The organism is Microbulbifer variabilis, assembly GCF_052468405.1.
This window is the reverse complement of record NZ_CP174343.1, coordinates 2,325,850-2,349,942: the sequence shown is the minus strand read 5'-3', so window position 1 is coordinate 2,349,942 and position 24,093 is coordinate 2,325,850. Positions and strand designations below refer to the sequence as shown.

The 24,093-nt window shown below is 53.2% G+C and carries 19 protein-coding genes; 14 read left to right on the top strand and 5 right to left on the bottom strand.

Going from position 1 to position 24,093, the window contains the following annotated elements; genetic code table 11:
• Window positions 1-20 precede the first annotated feature (20 nt).
• The gene (locus ACJJJB_RS10855; RefSeq protein ID WP_020413181.1) at window positions 21-1,733 is read right to left on the bottom strand and encodes a ubiquinone-dependent pyruvate dehydrogenase; all 1,713 of its coding nucleotides are present in this window, start codon (window positions 1,731-1,733) and stop codon (window positions 21-23) included.
• A gap of 38 nt (window positions 1,734-1,771) precedes the next feature.
• Window positions 1,772-3,451, bottom strand: coding sequence for an FMN-binding glutamate synthase family protein (locus tag ACJJJB_RS10850; RefSeq protein ID WP_020413180.1), 1,680 nt, complete (start codon window positions 3,449-3,451; stop codon window positions 1,772-1,774).
• A 350-nt stretch (window positions 3,452-3,801) separates the two neighbouring features.
• Between ACJJJB_RS10850 and ACJJJB_RS10845 the strand changes: the two genes are divergently transcribed.
• Window positions 3,802-5,094: a condensation domain-containing protein gene (locus ACJJJB_RS10845; protein WP_444946538.1), complete on the top strand. Its 1,293-nt coding sequence runs from the start codon at window positions 3,802-3,804 to the stop codon at window positions 5,092-5,094.
• A gap of 95 nt (window positions 5,095-5,189) precedes the next feature.
• Here ACJJJB_RS10845 and ACJJJB_RS10840 read toward each other — a convergent pair whose 3' ends face one another.
• On the bottom strand, window positions 5,190-6,341 hold the full coding sequence (locus ACJJJB_RS10840; RefSeq protein ID WP_444946539.1) for a saccharopine dehydrogenase family protein: 1,152 nt from the start codon (window positions 6,339-6,341) through the stop codon (window positions 5,190-5,192).
• 367 nt (window positions 6,342-6,708) lie between these two features.
• Here ACJJJB_RS10840 and ACJJJB_RS10835 point away from each other — a divergent pair, with 367 nt between their 5' ends.
• Genes ACJJJB_RS10835 through ACJJJB_RS10825 form a run of 3 tightly spaced genes read left to right on the top strand, consistent with a single transcriptional unit; the run spans window position 6,709 to window position 9,827 of the window.
• Window positions 6,709-8,010, top strand: a complete 1,302-nt coding sequence (locus tag ACJJJB_RS10835) for a condensation domain-containing protein (RefSeq protein WP_445366227.1) — start codon at window positions 6,709-6,711, stop codon at window positions 8,008-8,010.
• A complete protein-coding gene (locus ACJJJB_RS10830; protein WP_020413176.1) occupies window positions 8,011-8,904 on the top strand; it encodes a glycosyltransferase in 894 nt (297 codons plus the stop codon).
• Window positions 8,901-9,827, top strand: a complete 927-nt coding sequence (locus tag ACJJJB_RS10825; RefSeq protein WP_445366226.1) for an NAD-dependent epimerase/dehydratase family protein — start codon at window positions 8,901-8,903, stop codon at window positions 9,825-9,827. The genes ACJJJB_RS10830 and ACJJJB_RS10825 overlap by 4 nt, the downstream gene beginning before the upstream one ends.
• On the opposite strand, the gene ACJJJB_RS10820 is transcribed toward ACJJJB_RS10825, so the two are convergent.
• A complete protein-coding gene (locus tag ACJJJB_RS10820) occupies window positions 9,828-10,553 on the bottom strand; it encodes a UDP-2,3-diacylglucosamine diphosphatase (RefSeq protein WP_282953140.1) in 726 nt (241 codons plus the stop codon).
• Between the two features lie 35 nt (window positions 10,554-10,588).
• On the bottom strand, window positions 10,589-11,098 hold the full coding sequence (locus ACJJJB_RS10815) for a peptidylprolyl isomerase (protein WP_282953141.1): 510 nt from the start codon (window positions 11,096-11,098) through the stop codon (window positions 10,589-10,591).
• Window positions 11,099-11,306: 208 nt separating this feature from the next.
• On the opposite strand from ACJJJB_RS10815, the gene ACJJJB_RS10810 reads away from it, so the two are divergent.
• The 10 genes from ACJJJB_RS10810 (at window position 11,307) to ACJJJB_RS10765 (ending at window position 23,966) form a co-directional block, all read left to right on the top strand.
• Window positions 11,307-12,980: a glutamine--tRNA ligase/YqeY domain fusion protein gene (locus tag ACJJJB_RS10810; protein WP_445366225.1), complete on the top strand. Its 1,674-nt coding sequence runs from the start codon at window positions 11,307-11,309 to the stop codon at window positions 12,978-12,980.
• 91 nt (window positions 12,981-13,071) lie between these two features.
• Window positions 13,072-14,448: a cysteine--tRNA ligase gene (gene cysS / locus ACJJJB_RS10805; RefSeq protein WP_445366224.1), complete on the top strand. Its 1,377-nt coding sequence runs from the start codon at window positions 13,072-13,074 to the stop codon at window positions 14,446-14,448.
• Window positions 14,449-14,552: 104 nt separating this feature from the next.
• Window positions 14,553-14,741, top strand: coding sequence for a DUF3012 domain-containing protein (locus ACJJJB_RS10800; protein ID WP_020413170.1), 189 nt, complete (start codon window positions 14,553-14,555; stop codon window positions 14,739-14,741).
• 15 nt (window positions 14,742-14,756) lie between these two features.
• A complete protein-coding gene (locus tag ACJJJB_RS10795; protein WP_445366223.1) occupies window positions 14,757-16,184 on the top strand; it encodes a Wadjet anti-phage system protein JetA family protein in 1,428 nt (475 codons plus the stop codon).
• Window positions 16,177-16,941 (top strand): DUF4194 domain-containing protein, encoded by a 765-nt coding sequence (locus tag ACJJJB_RS10790; RefSeq protein WP_445366222.1) that lies wholly within the window; start codon window positions 16,177-16,179, stop codon window positions 16,939-16,941. The genes ACJJJB_RS10795 and ACJJJB_RS10790 overlap by 8 nt, the downstream gene beginning before the upstream one ends.
• Window positions 16,942-17,095: 154 nt before the next feature.
• Window positions 17,096-20,743, top strand: coding sequence for an ATP-binding protein (locus ACJJJB_RS10785; RefSeq protein WP_445366221.1), 3,648 nt, complete (start codon window positions 17,096-17,098; stop codon window positions 20,741-20,743).
• 42 nt (window positions 20,744-20,785) lie between these two features.
• The gene (locus tag ACJJJB_RS10780; protein ID WP_445366220.1) at window positions 20,786-21,988 is read left to right on the top strand and encodes a Wadjet anti-phage system protein JetD domain-containing protein; all 1,203 of its coding nucleotides are present in this window, start codon (window positions 20,786-20,788) and stop codon (window positions 21,986-21,988) included.
• 168 nt (window positions 21,989-22,156) lie between these two features.
• Window positions 22,157-22,609, top strand: coding sequence for a hypothetical protein (locus ACJJJB_RS10775; RefSeq protein WP_445366219.1), 453 nt, complete (start codon window positions 22,157-22,159; stop codon window positions 22,607-22,609).
• Between the two features lie 140 nt (window positions 22,610-22,749).
• Complete coding sequence (msrC, locus tag ACJJJB_RS10770; RefSeq protein WP_020413164.1) at window positions 22,750-23,220, top strand: free L-methionine (R)-S-oxide reductase MsrC; 471 nt, start codon at window positions 22,750-22,752, stop codon at window positions 23,218-23,220.
• Window positions 23,220-23,966, top strand: coding sequence for a methyltransferase domain-containing protein (locus ACJJJB_RS10765; protein WP_282953148.1), 747 nt, complete (start codon window positions 23,220-23,222; stop codon window positions 23,964-23,966). Before msrC ends, ACJJJB_RS10765 begins: the two co-directional genes overlap by 1 nt.
• Window positions 23,967-24,093 lie beyond the last annotated feature (127 nt).

Here is a 24,093-nt window from a genome sequence, read left to right as displayed (position 1 = left end):
AGTTGTGTGATAACGCCGGCCTACTTCAGGAAGTTATCTTTTAACAAGTCGACCACTTCATCGGCGCGTCCATTGAGAATGGCCTTAAGCCCAAACAGGGCAGTTGAGGATACCTGCTGGGCAGTGACTTCTGGCGGCATCACCAATTCCAGCCGGTTTACGGTTACGTCGAGCAGCGCAGGGCCCTCTACTGCCAGCCAGCGCTTCATAGCGCCCTCAAGTTCTCCCGCCTCTTCGACTTTTTCTCCTGTAAGGCCAATCACTTCTGCCATACGACCGAAGTCGGGATTTTTCAGACCGGTGAAACTGTCCAGTATCCCTTCGATTCGCTGCTCCATTTCTACAAAGCCCAGCGAGTGGTTATTAAATACCAGAAGCTTGAGCGGTATCTTTTCCTGGACCAGGGTTAGCAGGTCTCCCATCAACATGGTCATACCGCCGTCACCACACATGGCGATTACCTGGCGCCCGGGATAGGCTTTAGCCATGCCCAGTCCCTGTGGGTATGCATTGGCCATGGTGCCGTGGGATAGGCTGGTTAGGAATGACCGCTTTCCGTTAGCGCGCAGCTGGCGCAGCAGCCATACCATGGGAGAGCCACCATCTGCGGTAAATACGGTGTCCTCGTCAGCCAGCTTATCGAGTGTCTGCGCTACAAACTGGGGGTGGATCAGTTTGGGGTCAGGTTCATGACCGCGCTCTTGCATTTGCTCAAGGTCTTTTTGGTAGCGCGCACGTAGGTCATCAAGGAATTTACTTTGCTTACGCGCTTTTAATTTTGGCAACAGAGCTTCAATGGTTGTATTTACGTCGCCAACCAGCCCCATATCAACCGGAGTGCGTCGGCCGAGATGAGCTGGCTCGATATCCACTTGGATAATGGTGGCTTTCTCTGGGTAAAACTGGGTGTAGGCAAAATCGTTCCCGAGGCAAAGTAATAAATCACAGGTTTGAATTGCGCGATAGCCTGCGGGATTACCGAGGATGCCATTCATACCCACATTACAAGGGTTATCGTGTTCCAGGAATTCCTTGGATTTTGTGGTGTGTACTATAGGAGCGGCCAGGTGTTGACCGAGATTTACCACTGCATCATGGGCGTTGCGGCATCCAATGCCACCATAAATAACAATATTACCAGCTTGGTTAATTTTCTCTGCCAGGGCATTCAGCTCTTGATCGGTGGGGCGCGTCAGCCATTGGGGACGGTGGACAGACCAAGGGACCGAATCTTTCACTTTGGTTTTAAACATATCGCCACTGACTACCACAACTGCCACGCCACGGTGATTGAGGGCGGCCTGTGCTGCCTGGCTGAAAATACGACGGGCCTGGTTTGGGTCTGCCAGTACTTCACAAAAAACTGAACACTGCTCGTAGATTTTTCTCTGGTCCACATCTTGTGGGAAGCCAAGCCCCTGTTCGGCACGGTCGATACAGGAGGCGACCAGCAGTACAGGCGCGCCATTTCTGTGGCTTTCAAAAATACCGTTAATAAAGTGCAGGCTGCCGGGGCCTGCGGTGCCTGCACAAATGCTTAGTTCACCACTCAGGTAAGACTCACCTCCGGCGGCGAAGGCACCGACCTCCTCGTGGCGTACATGTATCCATTCGAGATCTGAGGTGCGTACGGCTGAAGTGAAATGATTGATGGTATCGCCGACGATTCCATAGCAGCGCTTGGCCCCGGCTTTTACCAGGGTGTCGACGACAACCTCCGAAACGGTTTTCATTTTAATCTCCACAAAAAAGGGTGTGGTAATAGAGTTGCTTATTCCGAAATACGCCGGATGCCTCTGTCCAGACCGTGCTCCAACTTAAATGCAGGTTGGAAAGAATTCGCTTGGGCGGCTAGCCACCAGCGCCCGTAAGGGGTTTCCTCAGGTGCATCAATCAGGGAGTTTTCCTCGATAAAGTGCCAGATGTGGTGAATGGGCAGGGTCTCGACCGCATTGATATTGTGATATAGGTGGTAGGGTTGCAGGTCTCGAGGATCTGTCAGCCCGGCGGCAGCAACAATATCCCCGAGAGCTTCCAGGGTTTTTGCTTGGAAGGCTGCTGCGCGCTTGCTCTGCACATCTACCACCAGTCCGCGTTGTCGCTTGGGATCCTGGGTGGTGACACCGGTGGGGCAGGTATCTGTGTTACAGCGTAGAGACTGGATACAACCGATGGAAAACATGAAAGGACGTGCTGCATTGCACCAGTCGGCGCCAACTGCCAAGCACTCAGCCAGCCCTGAGGCGGAATAGACTTTGCCGCTGGCAGCCAAACGTATTTTGTCGCGTAGCCCGGCGCCCACCAGAGCATTGCGCATTACGATCAGCCCTTCAATTAGGGGCATGCCCACTCGGTTGGAGAGTTCCAGTGGGGCTGCTCCGGTCCCGCCTTCGGAGCCATCCACCACGATAAAGTCCAGCAATATTCCTGTTTCATGCATGGCTTTCATAATGGCCATGACTTCATAGATATGTCCGACACAAAGTTTGATGCCCACTGGCTTGCCACCAGAGAGGGTGCGCATCTGCTCTGCAAATTCCAGCATTTCAATGGGGGTGGAAAACATTGAGTGTGCGCGTGGTGAAACACAGTCGACCCCTGGCTTTACCTTGCGGGTGGTAGCGATTTCCTGGGTGACTTTTGCACCGGGTAGGACTCCGCCATGGCCGGGTTTGGCGCCCTGGCTTAATTTGATTTCGGTCATCTTGACCTGGTCATTGCAAGCCTCGCGAAACAGGTCGGGGTCGAAACTGCCATCATCCTTGCGCGCGCCAAAATAGCCGGAACCCAGCTCCCATACCAGGTCACCGCCATGTTTTCTGTGGTAAGGACTTATGCCGCCTTCACCTGTGTCGTGATAGAAGCCACCGATTGCAGCGCCTTTGTTCAGAGCTTCAATCGCTGCGGCGGATAAGGCTCCGAAGCTCATGGCGGAAATGTTGAGTAGGGATGCGGAATAGGGCTTAGAGCACTGCTCAGTACCCACTTTTACTCGGACACTCATATCCGCTTTTTTTGCTGGTGTAATAGAGTGCGTCAGCCACATCTGCTCGCCGGAATAGACATCTTGCTCTGTGCCGAAGGGGTGCATATCAGATGTTCCCTCGGCGCGGGCGTTTACTAATCGCCTGGCCTCATAGCTAAACGGCCTGCCTTCCTCATCGCCCTCCACTATGTAGGCGCGAAAGTAGGGACGGAGGTTCATGAACATCCAGCGAATACGGGCGGCCACTGGAAAATTGCGGGTAAGGGTCCACTGGCGTTGGAATATGTCGTAAAGACCCAGAAATACCAGGAACAGGCTCGCTGCCAGCGGGATTAACCACCAAGCGCTTCTGGAAAAGGTGAGCACCAGAAAAATAGGTGTGAGCACCAGGCCCGTCAGCGGAATAATTGCGCGCTTAATTCCGTTTCTACTGGCATAAGCACGCCAAGTACTAATGATGATCATAGGGGGTGCGGCTCGGTATCTTTACAGGGAGTTCTGATACTGAACCTAGATCATCTTGGGGTATTTTGCCGCTATCCCGAGCTATCAAACGTTAAACAGGCAGTTAAGAGAGCGGTTGCCAGTATAAAGTTAATGATGGGCTTAAGAGTGAAAACAATTTGGCGGATTTATCACAATAGGTGTCCTGCGTGATCCATAAAAAGCTAGCTTCCACTGGCGGTAATTTTTTAGTGAATAGCGATCGGACAACTTGTACTTTTTCAGGGGGTACATCTAAGCCTGGCTGTGGCCAATTTTGGCAGTATATTTCTGATTAAATAGACAAAAATGAGGTGCGGTGGAGTCCTTTAATGGAGCAAAAGATGCCGGATTGGGAAAGTTATCAAAATGTGCCTCTGTCGATTACCGAGAGGAGCATTTACAACCTTCATCGCCGTAGGGCTTTGGCAGATATGATTGCACGAGCTATGTGCATAGAGGGGCCCATCAATACCGGGTTGTTTAAGGACGCTATTCGGCGAACCGTGAATCGGCACCCAGTTTTTCTTTGTAGGTATACCAAAGAGCCTGTGACGCGTTTTTTTGAAAATTTTGAAGTGGATTCTATTGATATCCGCGAATTGAATATTTCTCAAAGAGAGAGCTTCTTGCGGCAATACAGTAATGCCCCAATGACATTGGATACCGACCAATTATTAAACCTTAGTCTGCTGCGTACAGGAGAGAACGAATATATTTTTTTGGCAAAATGCCACCATATTATTGCTGATGGTATTAGTTTGTCATTACTTTGGTCAGAAATACTGACTGAGTATCGGCAGCTCGAGGAGGGGAAAAGCTACCAGCCATCACCCGACCCCGTCAATTTTGCTGACTATATCAGATTTGAAAATAGATATGTTCTCTCCAGGCGCGGTGAAAGAGCTCTACATAGCTGGCGGGACAAGTTAGCAAATGAAAACGATGCAATAGAGAAGGCGTCCAGCGGAAAAATGGTTTCTCTTTGTTGCGACGTGCTGAGCAGCGATATAAAGGCTCATCTTCTTACCCAAATTCGTGCTCGGGCAGATGCTGCAGGAGTTAGTCTTTTCGCATATTTGTGCTCTAGTTTTCAACAGGTCCTGATTGAAAAGCTAGATAACCATTTCTGGCTTAATACAAGTCTGTCCCTGCGGATAAAGCGTGAGCATAGGAGAGTGCTCGGGCCAATGTTTCGGTTGGGCAACCTACTGGTTCGGAGGGAGGAAACCTGGGAGGTGAAGTTAGCTCGGCTATCCAGAGAAATCCATCATGCAATACGGACGGCTTATGTTGCCGACTCTATTGGTCCTCATGGTAGTGTGGGCAATAACCTCTCGGCTCATTTTTGTTACTTAATCAATTTTTTCAACGTAGCAAGGGATCAAGAAGATTTTCAGGAAATCTATACTGGTGATGTTTCTAAGTGGGTCCGCCTAAATGAAAACATAAAAATTCGTACTATTAATTTGCCTGCACGAATTACGCCCTATGGAATTTATCTTTCTCTTGCCTGTTACGGGGAAATGCTGCGCGCCAACTTCGTTTACAATGTAAATTGCTTTAACCGCGAGAAAATTGAGAGTTTATTTGAGCGATGGCGCTATCTTTTGCTGCATGGGTAGTTAATGTACTCAAGAAATTTATAAGGGCTGCCTCTGGAGTCAATGTACCTAGTACGATGTCTAGTGGCAGTTCCTCAGTTCCAGAGGGGATATTTTTAATGGGCAATTGCAGGCATTCGTTCCCGGGAATGTGTTTCCATTGCAGTGACTATGGAATAATCATTCAGTTCCACCAGGATTTCATCAAGGGTGAGAAGTTGCCAGCAGGCCTGGGCGCCGGGCGAGGGCCCATTGCCTGCGAGGAATTTCCGTGCCAATGCTGCTGCCGGTGCAGCCGGAATCCAGGGGCCGTCACCATTTAGACCGAGAACCTGCCATTGTCGCGTAGCAGTTTCTCCATGTTGGTTTTCACCTTTTGCACGAACAATCATTCCACCATGGGGCGTGCCGCCGGGCCAACGGGGTGCCAGCTTGTGACCCAATTGAGCCAGGCGTGCGCTGGTGGCCGGCAGATGAATACGAGCCAACCTGGCGCAGGCGGAAAGGCCCACCTGCAAAGTAAGCGGCTGGAGCCCTGTTGCAAAACGTGCACTGCGCAGCCCGGGAAGATGCTTGGGGCAAAGCTCCAAGTCGGGCACATCGAAATCACACAGCCAACGCTTTCCCACCGGGTGCGCCAGGGTTATCGGGCGCAGGTTCTTCCCGGCAAAGGATTCACGCCAGTGACCTTCCTGAAGCTGCGGAAAACTGTGCCCCAGGGATTCGAAACCCGCGTATACCGTAGCCAGACCCCGGTCAATTCGATGTGCCGGTGCAATGGCAATCTCTAGAGAGTGGATCACCGGCAATTCCTGACCGATTTCCATCAGTGCCGCAGAACTCAGCCCGGGTAGGCTGCTGGCACCGGAAACCATGGCAATGCCTGCGGCTTCTGCAGCGGGCGAGAGCCGATGAAAGTCACATACAAAACGGCGCCCATCGGAGATGTCGATATAAGGTGTGTGGGATTCGATGCAGGCTTTGGCAACCCGATAATCAACTTCCTTTTGGAATGGTCCGGCGCAGTGGATCAGCAGATCCAAGTGCAATGCCCTCAGTTGTGCAGCCAGGTTGATGGAATCCCGCTCAAGGCGCAATCCCTCGGCAAGACCGCCAAGTTGCTCTGCACAGCGGTCTGCCAATCCCTTGTTGCGCCCGGCAATAATCAGTTGGATATTGGGTTCGGATTTCAGCATTTGCGCAATACGCTCGCCAAAATTGCCGTAGCCGCCAAGTATCAATACACGTTTGTTTAGGTTGTTGATCACTTGGATCGAACTCCTACCTTGAGGTCTACAAGAATCATGCAATGGGCCAGCATTGTAAATCAAGTAGATCTGATGCGTCTGGGGGGTTGTTTTTCCGCCAGTGCGATTTTCTGGCGGGGGTATACAAGCGGTAAGTTTGCGGGATTTGTATATCCTTAACTCATACTTTCGCTGGAAGTATCAGTATGCAGTCAATTGGAAAATCTCGCATAGTGACAATTGACAACGGTGCCTTATACGACAGATCCATCGCTTTGTATCGCTCAGGTGTAGATGTTTGTGAGCGGTCATCAATGTACTGGGCGTCCGGATTGCGGTCCAAGGGCCAGCTGGTTGCTCCGAAACAAGAACAGGCCAGGAGAGTACCGTGGCTGGCTGGAGTTCCTCATTCAGTGTGCCGCTTTCGATAACTGAGCAGCGCATCTACGATTTGAACCATCGCAAATCATTAGCGGACCTGATTACACGTGCGATGTATGTGAAAGGGGACGTCGATATTGAGCTGTTCGAGAAGGCAATTCCAGGAGTTGCTAATTCCTACCCTATCTTTCGCTGTCGATATGATTCATCCCCCACTCGCAGCTTTAAAAACATAGAACTGGATTATTTAGACATTCGCCATATGAGCGAAACACATATAACCAGTTTTTTACGCCAATTCAGCAGCTCTCCGATGGATCTCAATGCAGACCAGTTACTGGGGCTTAGTCTGTTCCGTACAGGTGAAGACGAATATATTTTCCTGACCAAAAGCCACCATATCATTACGGATGGAATTAGCTTGTCGCTTCTTTGGGCAGAGTCTCTGAAAAATTACTTAAGCCTTGCTGCTGGAAAAGGGTTTAATCCCAGAGTGGAAGATACGGATTTTGCCGACTACATCAATTTTGAGGAGGCCTATCTGGATTCCGAACGGGGGCAGAAGGCGCGCTACTACTGGCTAAATATGGTTAGCGAGGAAAAAGAAGCCGTTGAGCGGGCATCTCATCAGGAGATTGTCTCGCTTAGTTGTGATGATGTGTGTGACATGATTGAAGGGGAGGACTTAGTCCGAATTAAGGAGCAGGCGAATTCGGCAAATGTCAGCCTTTTTACTTATTTATGTGCCGCTTACCAGCAGACACTTTGTGAATTCCTGCATTTTGATTTCTGGATGAATACGAACTTATCCCTGCGCCTCAAAAGAGAACACAGAGAGGTGTTCGGTCCAATGTGTCGCTATGCATGCTTGAGAGTGCGTAGAGATGAATCCTGGAATGAAAAACTGAGTCGGCTTTCCCTGGAAATAAAGCGTGCGGTTCGTACAGTATATGCCGCCGACTCTATTGGTCCCCATGGTTCTTTGGGTCATAGCTTGAATGCTTCCCGTGCCTATCTGATTACCTTCCTGCAGGCAGAAGAGCATCAGGAGGGTTTTACCGGTGTTTATACCGGTGAGAATTCAGACTGGGTATATCTCAGCGATGACTTAAAAATACGTACAATACCTCTACCGACACGCCTGACACCTTATGGCATATACCTGTCTATGGCTGCCTATGGCGGACGGTTGCGCTCCAGTTTTATCTACAATGTTAATTGCTTCACCCAAGAGCAAATGGAAAGCTTCGTGGATCGTTGGCATGCCCGTGTGATCTGTGGAGATGGGGATAGGATGCCCCCACTTTAATTGGCTTGTGCCCAAGCTGTACTGGTAATAGTCGTACTGCCTCAAGTTTTGACAGTTGTTGCTATGTCACGATGTGCCTTTGTTACCCTTGTAAACAGTCCAGATTATGTAATCGGCGCCACTGCTTTGAAGCGCTCCCTGGATCGGGTTGGCAGTATTCATCCCCTGGTATGCATGGTGGTTGCTGGCAGTTGTGACAGTCGTCCTCTTGAGCAGGCGGGCTGTATTGTACGGGAGGTGCGCCCTCCTTCACTTTCTGATGAATTTACCCTTCGGCATGGACGTGAGGCCTTACATAGGCGCGCTCCTTTTAATAAAGGGAAAAAGCCCGAATTTCATAATCCCTTGAATAATTTCTGCAAGCTGGCACTGTGGGGGTTGACTGAGTACGAAAAAGTTTTTTTTCTCGATGCAGATATTTTGTTGTTGCGTAATATCGACCACCTGATGACATTCCCGGAGTTTTGCGCGGCCCCCAACCTCTATGAGGGGTTGGATGGCTTCCACCGAATGAACTCAGGTTCATTCACTGCCGTACCGAGTGAGGCAACCTATCAGAGAATGTTGGCAGAGCTGGATCGCCCCGGTGTTTTTTGGCGGCGCACAGATCAAACCTTTCTTGAGACTTTCTTTTCCAGGTGGCATGGACTGCCTTACATCTACAATGCCCTGCAGTATTTGTACCTGAATCTGCCACAACTATGGCAGTGGAGCAGTATCCATGTGATTCACTACCAGTACGAGAAGCCTTGGCAACAAGCACACCCTAAAGCTAAGCAGCTCAAACCACTGATTGATTTGTGGTGGGCGGTTTATGAGGGACGGGATATCAGCGGTCAATTGGATCAATTGAGTCGTGCGCAACAGCTTCAGCCTAATGGAGGAATCTCGTGAGAATTGGTATCACCGGCGCCAGTGGATATGTGGGGCAATTTATTGTCAGGCATTTCCTGCGGAGAGAGTGCCAGGTGAGAGGATTGTCACGCTCCTTATGGAAATCTGAGATTTTCGGCGGTGACAGCAGGCTTGAATGGACCTGCGGTACTATGTCGAGCGATCAGGTACTTTCCGGGTTTGTCGAAGGGCTCGATGCGGTGGTCCATGGGGCTTTCGAGCATTTGCCGGGGCGATATCGTGGTGGGGAGGGGGGCAACCTTACCGGCTTCCTGGAGTTGAATTTGAATCGCACTCTGGCATTGATGCAGATGGCTCACGATGCCGGGGTAAAAAAATTCATATTTCTTTCCAGTCGTGCAGTCTATGCCACAGGACAGTTACGTGGCGACCTATGCGAGGATGGTGCAACCCAGCCGGAAACTTTCTATGGGGCATATAAGTCTGCTGTAGAGGCTATGGTATCTGCTTGGGCCGGGCAAAGAAATTGGCACGCGGTGTCCTTGCGCCTGACTGGTGTTTACGGTGTGGTAAATCCGTTAGTGCGCAGTAAGTGGTATGACATTGCTTGTGCGATTATCAGAGAGAAGCGCTATTCCCAGGGAAGGAATGCCACCGAGGTGCACGGCACAGACGTAGCCAGGGCAGTGGAATTATTACTGGAGGCGAAAGATGCTCGCGGCCATGCGATAAACTGCAGCGACCGAATAATAAGCAATCGCGAAGTGGCGGAAATTATCCAGTCGATTTCGGGCGCGCGTGGGCCACTGCCATCAGCAGCACAGGGGATGGAGCCGGCAGTGTTGGATTGTGCCTATTTAAGATGCAAGGGATTTCGCTTCGGGGGAGAGAAGCGTTTGTGGGAGAGCCTGCGGGAGCTGGTTGAGGCCGTGCGGGAAGAGCATAGCCTCAAGCAGTGCTGATCAGCCTATAGGCCAGTGGATCAACTCCAGCGAGTCCTTGCCCGCTTTCAAGCACCAGCCATTGCGGTCCCAGTCCCCAAGTACGATGCGCTCTGCCGGAGTTCCGTCAACGTCAAGGCTGTGGCGCCCGGGCCTGTGAGTATGGCCGTGGATCAGGGTGTCCACATTGTGCTCGCGCATTACCCTTTCCACCTCCTCAGGAGTTACGTCCATGATGTCTTCCGCTTTGCGGCTGTTCATCGCCTTGGAGGCGGCGCGGATCTGTGCGGCAATAGCACGACGCTCTTCAAGAGGCTTGGCCAGCAGCGCCTGCTGCCAGTTACTGTCGCGGGCCTGGCGGCGAAACGCCATATATTCCTCGTCTAAAGTGCACAGGCTATCGCCATGCATCAGTAGAGCCTGGTGGCCGGCAAGGGAGAGAGCGGTAGGGTCTTGTAAAAGCACTGCACCAACACGCTGGGCGAAATCAGTACCTAGCAGGAAATCGCGGTTGCCGTGCATCAAGTACAATTCTACACCGGTATCAGTGTAGTGGCTGAGTTCCCGGACAACCTCATCAATCAGCGGGGCATCGTCGTCATCGCCAATCCAGGCCTCGAAGAAGTCGCCGAGAATATACAGTGCTTCGGCACCGGCGGCTGGACCGCGCAGGAAATCAAAGAAAGCCCTGGTAATATCTGGGCGTCCCTCGTCGAGGTGCAAATCAGAAATTAAATAAGTAGACAATGTCCCCGCCTTAGAGTCTGAATGGACCCGAGAAATTACTTGCCGGCGTAGTCGTCAGAAATGCTGACACCAGTGATCTCAATGGTTTCCATGGGTACATCCTGATGGAAGCCTTTGCTGCCGGTTTTCACGCTCTTGATCTTGTTTACAACGTCCATACCATCGGTCACCTTGCCGAAAACGCAGTAGCCCCAGCCCTGTGCATCTTTGCTGCGGAAATTCAGGAAATCATTGTCTTTAACATTAATAAAGAACTGTGAGCTGGCGGAATGTGGATCCATAGTGCGTGCCATGGCCAGGGTGCCAGTATCATTTTTCAGGCCGTTGTCGGCTTCGTTCTCGATGGACTCGCGGGTTTCCTTCTGCTCCATTTCGGGGGTCATACCGCCGCCCTGGATCATGAAGTTGTCGATCACCCGGTGGAAAATGGTCCCAGTATAAAAGTCATCACGACAGTACTGCAGGAAGTTGGCAGCAGTCTTTGGGGCCTTGTCGAAATCCAGTTCGATAGAGATATCTCCGTGGGTAGTGTGCAGGGTGATCATAAAGTGTCCTATAAGGGTTGATTTGGGGCGGCATGATACCTTGTAGTCCGTAGCTGTAAAATGCTGCGATAGCAGATCGGTGCCGATTGCCTAAAAAGTGAACGCCGCCAACCAATTGATTGGTAGCAGCCTTTTCAAATTCGATATTCTGTGGCCCAACTAGGCTATAATCGGCCGTTTACATTCGCACAGCTGTAACGAGAAACCTATGACATCCGAGAGCAAGCCCGCTCACTTTTTACAGAACCTTATCCGCGAAGACCTGGCCGAGGGTCGGGTGACTCAAGTGGCAACCCGCTTTCCACCTGAGCCGAACGGCTATCTGCACATTGGCCACGCCAAATCTATTTGTTTGAATTTTGGTCTGGCACAGGAGTTTGGCGGTACCTGTAATCTACGCTTTGACGACACTAACCCTGCCAAGGAAGAGGAAGAGTTTGTCGACGCAATCAAGCGCGATGTTTCCTGGCTGGGCTTCGAATGGAACGGTAAAGCTAAATACTCTTCGGATAATTTTGACCAATTATATGAATGGGCCCTACACCTGATTAAAGAAGGCAAGGCCTATGTCTGTGACTTGTCTGCTGAAGAGGCTCGCCACTACCGTGGCACGCTCAAGGAGCCGGGTAAAAATAGTCCCTACCGCGATCGCTCTGTGGAAGATAATTTGGCGCTGTTTGAAAAGATGCGCAATGGTGAAATGGAAGAGGGCCAGTGCAGCCTGCGCGCCAAGATCGATATGGCAGCGCCCAATATTAATCTGCGCGACCCGATCATTTATCGTATAAAGAAAATGGCCCACCACCAGACCGGTGACAAGTGGTGCATTTATCCCAGCTACGATTTTGCCCACGGCCAATGTGATGCGATTGAGGGCATCAGTCACTCTATCTGTACCCTGGAGTTTGAAGATCACAAGCCGCTATACGACTGGTTGATCGAGAATCTGCCGGTGCCTTCACGCCCGCGCCAATATGAATTTGCACGCCTGCACCTCAACTACACGGTGGTATCCAAGCGCAAACTCAAGCAGCTGGTAGACGAAGGGCATGTAGACGGCTGGGATGATCCCCGTATGCCGACACTTTCCGGTATGCGCCGTCGCGGCTTTACGCCAGCTTCAATCCGTAATTTCTGCGAGATGATCGGCGTAACCCGCTCTGATTCCGTCGTAGATGTGAGCATGTTGGAATACAGCATTCGCGACGACCTGGACAAAAATGCCCCCCGCGCTATGTGTGTGATGGAACCACTGAAGATCACTCTGAAGAATTACCCAGAAGGCCAGGAAGAGATGCTGTCAGCACCCGGCCACCCGGTACGCGATGACCTGCCGGCTCGTGAGCTTCCGTTTGGGCGCACCCTCTATATCGAGAAAGACGACTTCCGCGAAGAGGCCAACAAGAAGTACAAGCGCCTGGTGTTGGGCAAAAAGGTACGTTTGCGTAACGCCTATGTGATCTTTGCCGAAGAAGTCGTGAAGAATGATGCCGGTAAAATTGTTGAGGTGATCTGCTCAGTTGATCTCGATACCTTGGGTAAAGACCCGGCCGACGGTGTTAAGCCAAAGGGCGTTATTCACTGGGTATCTGCCGATAACAATGTCGATTGCGAAGTGCGTCTCTACGATCGCCTGTTCAATGATGCATCGCCGGATGCCGGCGGTAAGAATTTCCTCGACTGCGTAAACCCGGACAACCTGCAAATCCTAAAAGGCTGTAAGGCAGAGATCGGCCTGGCCAAGGCGGAGCCGGAGCAGGGCTACCAGTTCGAGCGCAACGGCTATTTCTGTCGCGACAGCAAATATGGCAGTGCGGAAGCACCGGTATTTAACCGCACCATTGGCCTGCGCGACAGCTGGGCGAAAGAACAAAGCAAGTAGTAGCAAAACCAGTAACTGTCTAAACGGCAGTTTCGTTGGGTGGGTCAGTGAGCGGCCCGCCCCAGGCAGCAAAAAGAATTCGAGAGAAAAGATGTCTCTACAGGTCTACAACACGTTTTCCGGGAAGAAAGAACCCTTCGTACCATTGGTGGAAGATCAGGTGCGCATGTATGTGTGTGGCCCCACCGTGTACAACCGTGTGCATATTGGCAATGCCCGCCCTGTGGTGGTGTTCGATACCCTGTACCGGGTGCTGAAAAGAAACTTCAGCGATGTGATTTACGCGCGCAATATCACCGATATTGACGACAAAATCATGAAAACCGCGCGGGATAATGGCGAGGAAATCGGCGTGCTGTCGGCGCGCTATGCCCAGGCTTACTACGAGGATATGGCCGCGCTCAATAACCTGGAGCCGGATATTGTCCCCTACGCCACCCAGCACTTGCCGGAAATGATCGCGATGATCGAAAGCCTGCTGGAGAAAGGCCATGCCTACGCTGCAGAGGGGCATGTGCTGTTCGCAGTGGAGTCCATGCAGGAATACGGCCAGCTGTCCAAGCGCTCCCTTGACGATATGCTCGCCGGTGCGCGTGTGGAAGTGGCACCTTACAAAAAATACGCCGGTGACTTCGTACTGTGGAAGCCTTCCTCAGATGAAGAGCCCGGTTGGGACAGCCCCTGGGGGCGTGGTCGTCCGGGTTGGCACCTGGAGTGCTCGGCCATGATCAAGAAGCATCTGGGTGATACCATCGATATCCATGGCGGTGGTCGCGACCTGACTTTCCCTCACCATGAAAACGAGCGCGCCCAAAGCTGCTGCGCCAATGGTGTCGACTTTGTGCGCTACTGGATGCACAACGGCTACGTCAATATCGACGGCGAGAAAATGTCCAAGTCTTTGGGCAACTTCCGCATGGTTAAAGATTTGCTTGAGTTGTACCCCGGTGAAGTTCTGCGTTTTGCGTTGCTGTCCGCTCATTATCGCTCTGAACTGAACTTCAGTGCTGACTTACTCGATCAAGCTTGGCGAACCTTGGACACCCTCTACGGTGCCCTGCGTGAAACCGAAGCCGTTGAGGCTGGAGTTGCAGATTTGGGTGGCAGCGCCTTTATCAAAGCGCTGGAAGATGATCTGAATACGCCCATCGCCATCAGTGAACTGCATCAGATCGCCCGTGACCTGAACAAGGCTGAAGATGCTGACAAAGCGCGCTTAAAAAGTTTACTGCTGGCTGCCGGTGAAATGCTCGGTATTTTGCAGCAGGACCCGGAAGCCTGGTTCAAGCAGGCCCGTGGTGGAGAGGAGTCTGTTTCTGCTGAGGAAATTGAAGCGCTGATTGAAGAGCGTGTACAGAGCAAGAAAAATCGAGACTTTGCCCGTGCCGATGAGATTCGGGAGGAGTTAAAATCTAAGGGTGTAGTACTAGAGGATAGTCGAGAAGGTACCAAGTGGCGCCGAGAGTAAGGTGCCTCTTAATCAATAGGAACACTCAAGCTCTTTCCCGCCCTCATTTCAAATAGGTAATTGGGGTTGGGGTAACATCCGAATTTCATTTGTAGAAGCAAACTATGAAAAAAGTATTTGTCTTGATCATCTCTATTGTCGCAGTGGTAACCCTGACAGCTTGTGAACCCAAGCGTGGCTCCGATGCCTGGTGTAAAAAAATGGACAGTGTGCCTAAGGGACAATGGACCATGAATGATGCGGGCGACTACACCAAGTACTGTGTCTTCAACCAAAAGCCGGAAGAGGAATAAGCGGGCCTATAGTCGTTGTTCTTCGTCGATTCCTACCAGCACTTCTTCCGCCCGCTGACCGGTAAATACCGCGAACAGGTGGTTGAATGCTTGCGTCTTTTGTATGAGCGTCTGTACACCGCCAAGGCTGACTACGGTGAGTCTTTGCTGCGCGAACAGATTTTGGAAATTTTTGCCGAGGCCCTGACCCGCGCGCCCCAACTCGATAGTGAAGATGGAGTGCAGGACCCCGAGGGCCGCTTCCGCAACCTGCGCGACCAGGCCGTCTGGGTATTGAACAGCCTGGTGGAATTCGGTTGGCTGGAGAAGCAGGTAGATAGTGCCACGCTCACCGCCACCTATCCGTTTAGCCGCCGGGGCCGCCTTTTTACTCAGCCGCTGGTTGAAGTGAACGGCACTCGCGTGCGCACCCGTCACCGCAATACCCGCAACACCTTAAATGCCCTGGAAGCCTTTGCCAGCCGAGGTGAAATCCACGACTTGATCGATGCCTGGGAATACTCCGAGCGTATCGTGGCGGATTTCACCGATATGATCGCCGAGCTGGAAGAGCGCAAGCGGGAAATGGTGCGGGAAGTGGAGGCCCAATTGCTGGTGCAGCAGGCTACCGATGAATTTTTCTCCTTTATGGAGAGCCGCTTCCAGCCGGACCTGGCTATCCGCCTGTCTGCGGACAGCGTGGAAAAACACCGCGATTCCATCAACCGGGTGATTGACTGCATTCGCCGCAAGGAGGATGTGCAGAAGGCGGAGTGGGAGAAGCGCCTGCGCCAGCTGCTGCCGGAGTTGATGCAACCGGGCCAATCCCTGTTGTGGCTGATGCTCGATACCATCGAGGACCGCATGCGCCGCGCCTGCGAGGTGAAGTTGCCCGCTTTGCGCCGCGCACTACAGGGCTTTACCAAGCGTGCGGATATTATTATCCGCCAGCTCAGCTACCTGCACAGCCAGGCCGAAGGTGAATTTGCCGACCTGTGCCAGCGCCTCGGTGAAAGCCAGCAAAAAACACAAATTCTCGAGCAGCTGGGCGAACAGTTAGGTGGCTTCCAGCTGCGCCTGATTGACCCCAAACAAACCCAGCTGTGGCAGCGCAATCGCCGCCAGCCGGTGAATACCCGTGTCGAAGATGAAACCCCCATCGGTGAAGAAAACCGTCGCGAGATTGAGCTGCAACAACTGCTCGACCAGGCGTTTAATTTCAACAACAGTAACCTGCGCGATTATCTGAGTGATGCCCTCGGCACCGGCCGCCAGATCAATAGCCGCAACCTGCCATTGCGCGATGCGCGTGATCTGCTCGCTATGAGCCATGTGATCGAAGCGGCGGCGGTGAACCAGAGCGGCGCCGCCGACTTGCAGGTGAAATTTACCGGTGAAATTGCCAGCAATGACTATTTCACCGAATTTGACGAATATATCCTGGAGCTGAAAAACAGTGATTGAACAGGCTTTGGAAGAGGCCCTGGCGCAGTGTCGCCTGAACCGCAGCGAATTTTCCGAGCTGCTGGTACGCCTGTTGGATTACGGCGTTATCTGCCGGGATGAAAGCGTAATTGAGACCACGCTTTACGATCGCTTCCAGCGCTGCGAGCAGCTGGTGCGCGAGTGGTTGGCCCCGCTGGGGTTGCGTTTGCAGCACGACAGTCGTTTCCAGTTTATCCGCGTGTATCCGCCCGGCGCCGAAGTGCCGGGTTTGCCGGATCAGGAAGAACCGCACCACGGGGGCTTTCGCGCCCGCCTCAGCCAGCAGGAAGTGGCCGCGATTCTCGCCTTGCGCGTGGAATACGATAAAGCGCTGCGGGAAGGGCAGGTGGATGAGAGTGGTTGCGCTGCGCTATCGATGGAAGCCCTGGAACTGGGCATGCGCAACCTGCTGAAAATGTCCCTGCCGGATAAGCACGCCGAGCGTAAAAACCTGTTGAAGAAATTGCGCCAGCTGCGTCTGGTGCAGTTCAGCAGCGAGGAAGTGGAGACCAGTGCGGAGGTTTGGTTGCGCGTACGCCCGACCATCGCCCACTTTGTCAGCGAGTCGGTATTACACCAGCTGATCGACAGCGAAGTCCCTCCTGCAGTGGAGAGCGAGGCCGCTCAAATTCATGAGGTTGGCGAGGCTGAAGAGGTGGAACAAGAGCAAGCGCTCGAACGCATCACTCCTGAGGTCGAAGATAACAGCCTGTTTGAGAGTGAAGCCGCTTCCTAGTTGAAAATAGAGGCCGCACTAGCGGCTATAAAAAATCGAAAACATTCGACCGCCCGGGTTTGCGTAAATCGCGCCCGGGAGCCTCGGAGAGGGGTGTCGGCTTCCCGCCTGCAAAAGACCCTGCTTTTGAAAAGACCGTTTTTTTGAAAAGACTATGTTCCTAAAAAAACTGATCCTGATTAACTGGGGCAATATCCCGCAGTTGGAATATGATTTCGGCCCGATCAACCTGTTTTCCGGTGGCAACGGTTCCGGTAAAACCACGGCGGCCGATGCTATCCAAACATTGATGACCGCCGCCCACGACACCCTGTTTACCTTTAACCCGGGGCAGGATGAAACCACCCAGCGCGGGCGCGGTGGCAAGCAGGTGCGGACACTAGCTTCTTATGTACTGGGTTGTGACGACGGCAGTTACGCTCGTGTAGAGCCCACCGACTGTTACATTGCCGGTATTTTCCATCCCACCAGCGGTGAAGACGATGCTGAGCCTTTTACCGCAGTGATGGGGATTCGCGCGCACCTGGATAACAGTAGCAAACCCGCCCAGGCTCGCCAAAGTGATTTGCGCTTTTTCGTATTCCCCGGTGAACAGTTGGTGATGGGAGATTTTGTCCGGGATTACACCGATGGCAAACACCTGCTGCCGCTGGATAAATTCAACCAGGTCCTGAGCAAGCAGTTCGAAAAAGTAGAGCAGTACGACAAGAAAAAGGCCTACCTGCGCCGCCTTTACGGTGCCCTGCGCGGACGCCGCGATGCGGTCTCCGATCGCGAGGCCATGCACGCCGCGCGCACCTTTGCCAATTTTATGGCCTACAAGCCAGTAAAAAGCATCAACGATTTTGTCGCCCAGGAAGTATTGGAAAAACGCGATCTGGGTGATGCCATCCGCTCCGTCTCCGAGCTGATGAAAACCATTCACAGCATGGAGCAGGAAGCCCGCCAGATTGTGGAGCGGGTCAGTTCCCTGGAGGCCATCGCCCAGTCGGTAGAGCTCTACCGGGAGCAGTGGTTGCAGTTGCGGGTACAGGAATATTTATGCGCACGCCACCGCCAGCAGCGGGTACAAAAGAGTTATCTGAGCGGCAAGAACGACCAGAAAAAACTGCGCAGTGATCTGGACAACAATGAGCGCGAAGTGCGCGTCGCCTCTGAACGCGTCGAGCAGCTCAACGGCCAGCTGGTAGAACTTCAAGCCCAGCGCCTGGGTATCGATGCGCTGCGCAATAAGGACGAACTGGAACAGCGTATTAACAATGCCCTGAGCCTTCTGTCCCAGCAGCACACCCCCATGTCTGCCGAAGAGGCCCGCTGGCGCGAGAACCGTGAGGCCGCCGAAGAATTATTAAACCTGCTCAACTCCACCTCCGCCGAGCTGGAAATTCCCGCTTTCTCTGATAAAGCACTGGTGCAGGCGGTCAAGCAGGTAGCCCGCGAGGAAGACCTGCCGGATCTGCACAAGTTGTTGGGCAAGGACTGGATTGACCTGGCTGCATTGGAGCCACTGCGCGAGCGCGCTGCCAGCAGTGAGGCCCTACAGAACCGCCTCTTCGATCTGCTGGATAGCAGTGGCAAAGCTGGCGCCAGTGATGAAGTTTCTCCCAAAGAGCAGATTGGTCAGCAGGCTTCCCGCTGGGAGCAAAAAGTACAGCAATTGCAAAAGCAGCTGCGCACCCAGGAAAGCCGCATTCAGCATCTCCAGGCCAACCGCGTGCGCTACCCCCAATCGGTGGAAGCGGCCCTGGCCGCAATTCGCGAGCAGTGCCCGGAGGCGGAGCCCCGTGTCCTGTGTGATTATGTGGAAGTGCTGGATGAGCGCTGGCAGATGGCGATTGAAGGCTATCTGGGCGGCGCGCGCTTCTCGATTATCGTGGAGCCGGAGCACGAGGCCCGCGCGATTCGCATCGTGCGCAGCCTGCCCGGGCGCAACAACCGTGCCCGGGTGATCCAGGGGGATAAAGCCCGCCGCGATGTGGAGCGCCTGGATACGCCGTCGGGCTCCATTATCGAACTGATGGAGTTCACCCATAAAACTGCCGAGCACTATTTGCGCGCCTCTTACGGTGCCGTGGTTCAGGTGGAGGATGAACACGAGCTGCGCGGTACCCGCCGGGGCCTGACCGCCGACGGTATGGCCAGTGGCAACTACAGCATGTGGCGCTGCGATATGGACGATGCCGAGCTGGTCTTCGGCCAGGGCGCCCGCGCCCGCGCACTGGCGGCGCAGCAGCGCGCTATGGAGCAGTTGCTGGAAGAGGCCGCCCACGTCAACGAGCGCCACCAGCTCTACCGCCGTGTCACCAATGCGGTGCGAGGATTGGCGAATATCAAGCTGTTGTCCATTGTGGATTCCGCCCTGGCGGCCCAGCGCGAATGGCGCAGCGCCGAGCGCGCCCTGGAAAACCTGGACCTGAAGGACTTCGAGCAGTTCGAGCAGCAGGTCGATGAACTCAAGGCCCAGCTCAAAGATCAGCAGAAGCAGCTGTCGGACCTCCAGCGCAAGCATGGCTCTCTGGAGACCAAGCTAAGAAGCAACGAAAAACTCTTATACGCCCTGTCTGGCGAGCTGGAGTCCCTGGACGATGCCGCCAGTGACAGCGAGGAAATGGTAAGGCGTATTACCGCCATCGATCCCACTTTCGATGCTGAGCAAGTGCTGGTTACCGCCGATGAGCAGGTAGAGCGCGCCGCCGACAACTTCGACTTCTCAGCGGATATCGAAAGTTGGCAGGGGCAGCTGGAGAAATACAGTCGCCAGCTCGATCGCGCGGTGATGGAGTACAACGCCACCTGTGCCAGCGTCGATACCCTGGTGTTTGAGCCCGACTTGAGTGGCGGCCACAAAGATGGCCTGTTCAAGTTGATCAGCGGTCTCGGCGATCAGGTAGAGACCCTGCGCAACCGCCTGAAGAATAACCTGCTGGTGGAGCGCCACGATCAATTGCTGGGATTGAAAAAATCCTTTAACACCACTTTTGTAACCCACTTGTGCCACGCTATTTACCAGTCCATTAACGATGGTAAGCGCGTGTTGGATGATCTGAACAAAGAGCTGGAACACCACCGCTTTGGCGCCGACCGCGAGCGCTTCCGTTTCGACTACCAGTGGGTGGCGGAATTCAAGGAGTACTGGAGCTTCTTTAAGGCGGTAATTGAACTGCCGAATCTGGGTGAAGAGCAGAGTCTGTTCGACACGGACTTGGCGCCCAAGCACCGCAAGGTGCGGGATCGCCTGTTGAGTATGCTGCTGAGTGAAGATGAGCAGGTAGCGCGGCGCGAGCTGGATCGAATCAGCGACTATCGCAACTACCGCAGCTATGAGATTTATAAGGAACCGGAGGGCAAGGAGCCGATTGCGCTCAGTCAGTACGGCACCGGTTCCGGCGGCCAGCTGGAAACGCCGGCTTATATTATCCGCTCCGCAGCGGTCACTTCGGCCTTCCGCTTTGGTGAGAGTGGCAGCCATTTGCAGATGGTGCTGGTGGATGAGGCCTTCTCCAAAATGGATGAGTCCCGCTCCAAGGAAGTGATCCGTTACCTGACCGAAACCCTGGGGTTACAGCTGCTGTTTATTATGCCCAGCAGTAAATCGGGGCCTTTTATGGACCTGATCTCGAATCAGTTTGTATTCAGCAAGTGCCCCAGTGCCAAGCCCATCGGCCAGCTGAATACCCGGGTGTATGTCGATCGCAAGGTGTGCAACCAGGAGCGTATCGCCGAACTCTGGGCCAACCACCGCCGCACGATTCGCCAACAGGCGTCGCTGGATTTTATGGACCTGGTAGAAGTAGAGGGATAGGTATTTTCGGGGGAAACCCCTCCATTGGCAGGGAGGCAAGCAATGGAAAAGGCATTGCCCTATTGGGTAGAGGAAAACCCGCTGTTAATCGGCATCCTGAATTTTATTCTGGATCGGCGGGACAGCCAGCTGGAACGCGGCAAGGAAGCCCGCATTAGTTTCAGGCTGGATTTGCGCGCTGGCAGTAAGCGTTGGCTGGAAGTGTTGGAGCCCCTCAGGGACCCCGACCAAGACGAGCAGGAGCTGTGGAATGAATTACAGCACTTTGCGCGGGAATACCAGTGTTTTACGGTGAAACCGAATCCGAAAAGGCGGCCGGGTGTTGCTGAGTGGCAGGGGGCCCAATTGATTTTTCGGGATGCCAGCGAGGAACAGCTGCGCCTGTGGCTCAATCGCCCATCCCCCACTGTTCGCCAGTCCGCCTGGACCAGCCTGCTGGAACCCTATGCCGACCGCTTTGAAAATCCCTCTGCTTTTCCCCTCGAAGGCTTGGAACTCCAACCGGGGTTTGATTCCGTCGAAGAAATTATTGCTTGCTGGGTGTCCGTCGGCAAAGAGCTGATCTTTGCCAATAAAATTTCCTGGCGACAATTAGCTGCGCGCTGCTTTAAAGGGGATTCCAAATACCTGGAATTACCCAGCCGTCAATCTCTGGTGCGCAATCTCTATCCTGACCTGAGCCGTAAAATCCAGGAGCGCCATCTTTTACTCCACGCCTACCTGCCCAGGCAATTTGAGCAGGTCATTTTTATCGAAAACCAGGACACTTTTATTAGCTTGGCGGAGCTGCAACCCAGTCGTGCAGCGCTGGTTTATAGCGAGGGCTACCAGGGCGGCGCAGAACGGATTCGCAATCGGGAGAGGGTGCGCTTCAGCACTATCAATGTGGTTGGTGAAAATATCCGGCAGCAATTCCTTAGCTGGTGGCACGATGGGGAGTCCCGAACGGTTCCAACATTTTTCTGGGGGGATCTGGACTATGAGGGATTGCGGATTGCCGCAGCGCTGAGAAAGAGCTTTCCTGACTTGCAGTGCTGGCGCCCGGGCTACGATCTGTTACTGCATTTTCTGCGCACGGGAAAAGCCCATGCTCCGGAGCAGGCGGAAAAGGTGGGGCAAAAGCTGGTGCAAGCGATTGGTTGCCAATACGCAGATAGCACGCTGTTGCCAGCAATTTCAGACAGCAATCGCTATGTGGATCAGGAGGCGGTTGAGATTGGGGAGCTGGCCGGGACATTGGTGTGAATATGTCGCTATCCGATAAATTTTAATTGCTCGTTTTTATGGAATGGTGACTATCGAGGCGTCGGCGGGCGTTTGAGCTTGTTTTTTATGCGCAATATCTCGGAAGATACAGAAAATTTGCTGTAAAAATGCCCTTCAAAAATAAGAAGGGATGTTTCTGGAGATTTTATGCGTCAGTTTTCCATTTTGGTCATTTTCGTTTTGGCCTTTGGCGGCGCCGCTGTTTTGTACGAGAAGGAAAGTCGTAAGGTAAAAGGCGTCCTGACCCAGATTACTGAGCTACAGGCGCAGATGGGCGACTTGCAAGCGGAGGTCAATCGACTTAACAGCGAGCTGGAGGCAGTGAAGCTTGCCGAGCGTCGCCGCCCGAATCTGAGAACTATGGCCAGTCGTATCCGCCGAGAGAGCACACCGTCCATGCCGCCTAAGCCTGTGGTGGAAAAACGATATGAAAGAAAGTCCAGCGGCTTGGTTACCTCCGATGTCACTACAGCACCACCCGCCATCCAATCTAATAATGGTAATGCAGAGCAGGACAGCGAGTGGTCCCGCCCGACCATAGATGCAGACCAATATCAGGAGGAATCCGGGGGGCAGGAGGTACTGGACCCTTACCAGTAATTTGTTCTCAGCTATTGATTCCAGATTGAAAGCCCGCAAAATACCTGCGTCTTGGCGCGCATAGCGCTAGGTATTTCGCGGGTTTGCTGTTTGTAGCAGACTCAATATGTAGCCACGGTTTGTGAGAGGCGATACGGCCAATGTCGTTAGATAAATTTTATGCATCTCTGAGTGGACAGCTGGAAGGCCTGCTGTCAGCTGAAAGAGACTGGCTGGCCAATACTGCCAATGCCAGTGCACTGCTTTTTATGGAGCTGGAAGATATCAACTGGGCGGGCTTCTACTTTCTGCATGGCGAAGAGCTGCGCTTGGGGCCCTTCCAGGGCAAACCGGCATGTACTCGCATCCCGGTAGGTGCCGGTGTCTGCGGCACTGCAGTTTCCACTGGCGAATCCCAATTGGTTGAAGATGTGCACCAGTTTCCCGGGCATATCGCTTGCGATGCGGTTTCTGCCTCTGAAGTGGTCATTCCGCTTTACGATAATAATGGCCATTGTCTCGGTGTGTTGGATATTGATAGCCCCACCGTTGCCCGCTTTACGCGAGAAGACCTGACAGGTTTGCAGTCCTTTGCACAGGTGCTGCTGAAATCCTCCGATTTGCCAAGCTGATGGCATTACTGTGGCAGAAGCAGGTAGGGGGTACCTGTTATCAGGTGCGTAACCATGGTGCCAGTGTGCGCCTTTACAGTAATGGGGTTTTTCACTCCCAGTGGAACCCCCGAGACCCTCTCAAGGGCTCCCTTTGGGAGCTGCTTCTGCTGCCGGCATTTTTCATTGATGAAAAGCGCTTGAACTCGGTGCTGCTGCTTGGTGTAGGAGGTGGCGCCCTGATTCGCTTACTGCAGGCTTATACCTCGGCAAAGCGTATTATTGGGGTTGATCTGGACCCTGTGCATTTAGAGATTGCCCGGCGTTTCTTCCGTGTGAGTAATGTCGATCTGGTGTGTGCCGACGCCACTGAGTATGTGGCGGATCACCTAAATGATCCTTCCAATGAACCATTTGATCTGGTTATCGATGACTTATTTGGCCACACTCAGGGAGTGGCGCAGCGCGCGGTGCCCGCAAATAGACAATGGTGCTCCAGCCTGATGCGCCTGTTACACCGGGATGGCGTGCTGGTGAGTAACTTTGGTGACAAACACGAATTGCAGGGCAGTGCTTGGCGCCAGCAGTCTATGCGCCAGAGATTAAAAGGTGCCTGGATGGCGTATATGCCTCAGTATGAGAATCATATTTTGGCAGTCAGTCGCAAAGCTTTGCCTTTGGCGGATCTGCAGTGCCGCGCACCAGATAAGATTAATCCAACCAACCCCAACCGACGCCTCAATTTCAAGATGAGCCGGCTGCGTTGACAACTAATTTTTGCCCGCCTTAGGACTCAATTCCGGCACTAGGGTGACAAATATGGGAATACTTACCAGTCACCTAAAACGCTGTCACCTCAATACTGATATTGATTGGCGCCCTTTGACACCGGCT

Bases quoted from the DNA above. Each gene is read 5' to 3' on its own strand.
- ACJJJB_RS10855 (WP_020413181.1), bottom strand. From the start codon at position 1,733: ATGAAAACCGTTTCGGAGGTTGTCGTCGACACCCTGGTAAAAGCCGGG.
- ACJJJB_RS10850 (WP_020413180.1), bottom strand. From the start codon at position 3,451: ATGATCATCATTAGTACTTGGCGTGCTTATGCCAGTAGAAACGGAATT.
- ACJJJB_RS10845 (WP_444946538.1), top strand. From the start codon at position 3,802: ATGGAGCAAAAGATGCCGGATTGGGAAAGTTATCAAAATGTGCCTCTG.
- ACJJJB_RS10815 (WP_282953141.1), bottom strand. From the start codon at position 11,098: ATGATCACCCTGCACACTACCCACGGAGATATCTCTATCGAACTGGAT.
- ACJJJB_RS10810 (WP_445366225.1), top strand. From the start codon at position 11,307: ATGACATCCGAGAGCAAGCCCGCTCACTTTTTACAGAACCTTATCCGC.
- cysS (WP_445366224.1), top strand. From the start codon at position 13,072: ATGTCTCTACAGGTCTACAACACGTTTTCCGGGAAGAAAGAACCCTTC.
- ACJJJB_RS10800 (WP_020413170.1), top strand. From the start codon at position 14,553: ATGAAAAAAGTATTTGTCTTGATCATCTCTATTGTCGCAGTGGTAACC.
- ACJJJB_RS10785 (WP_445366221.1), top strand. From the start codon at position 17,096: ATGTTCCTAAAAAAACTGATCCTGATTAACTGGGGCAATATCCCGCAG.
- ACJJJB_RS10780 (WP_445366220.1), top strand. From the start codon at position 20,786: ATGGAAAAGGCATTGCCCTATTGGGTAGAGGAAAACCCGCTGTTAATC.
- ACJJJB_RS10775 (WP_445366219.1), top strand. From the start codon at position 22,157: ATGCGTCAGTTTTCCATTTTGGTCATTTTCGTTTTGGCCTTTGGCGGC.
- msrC (WP_020413164.1), top strand. From the start codon at position 22,750: ATGTCGTTAGATAAATTTTATGCATCTCTGAGTGGACAGCTGGAAGGC.
- ACJJJB_RS10765 (WP_282953148.1), top strand. From the start codon at position 23,220: ATGGCATTACTGTGGCAGAAGCAGGTAGGGGGTACCTGTTATCAGGTG.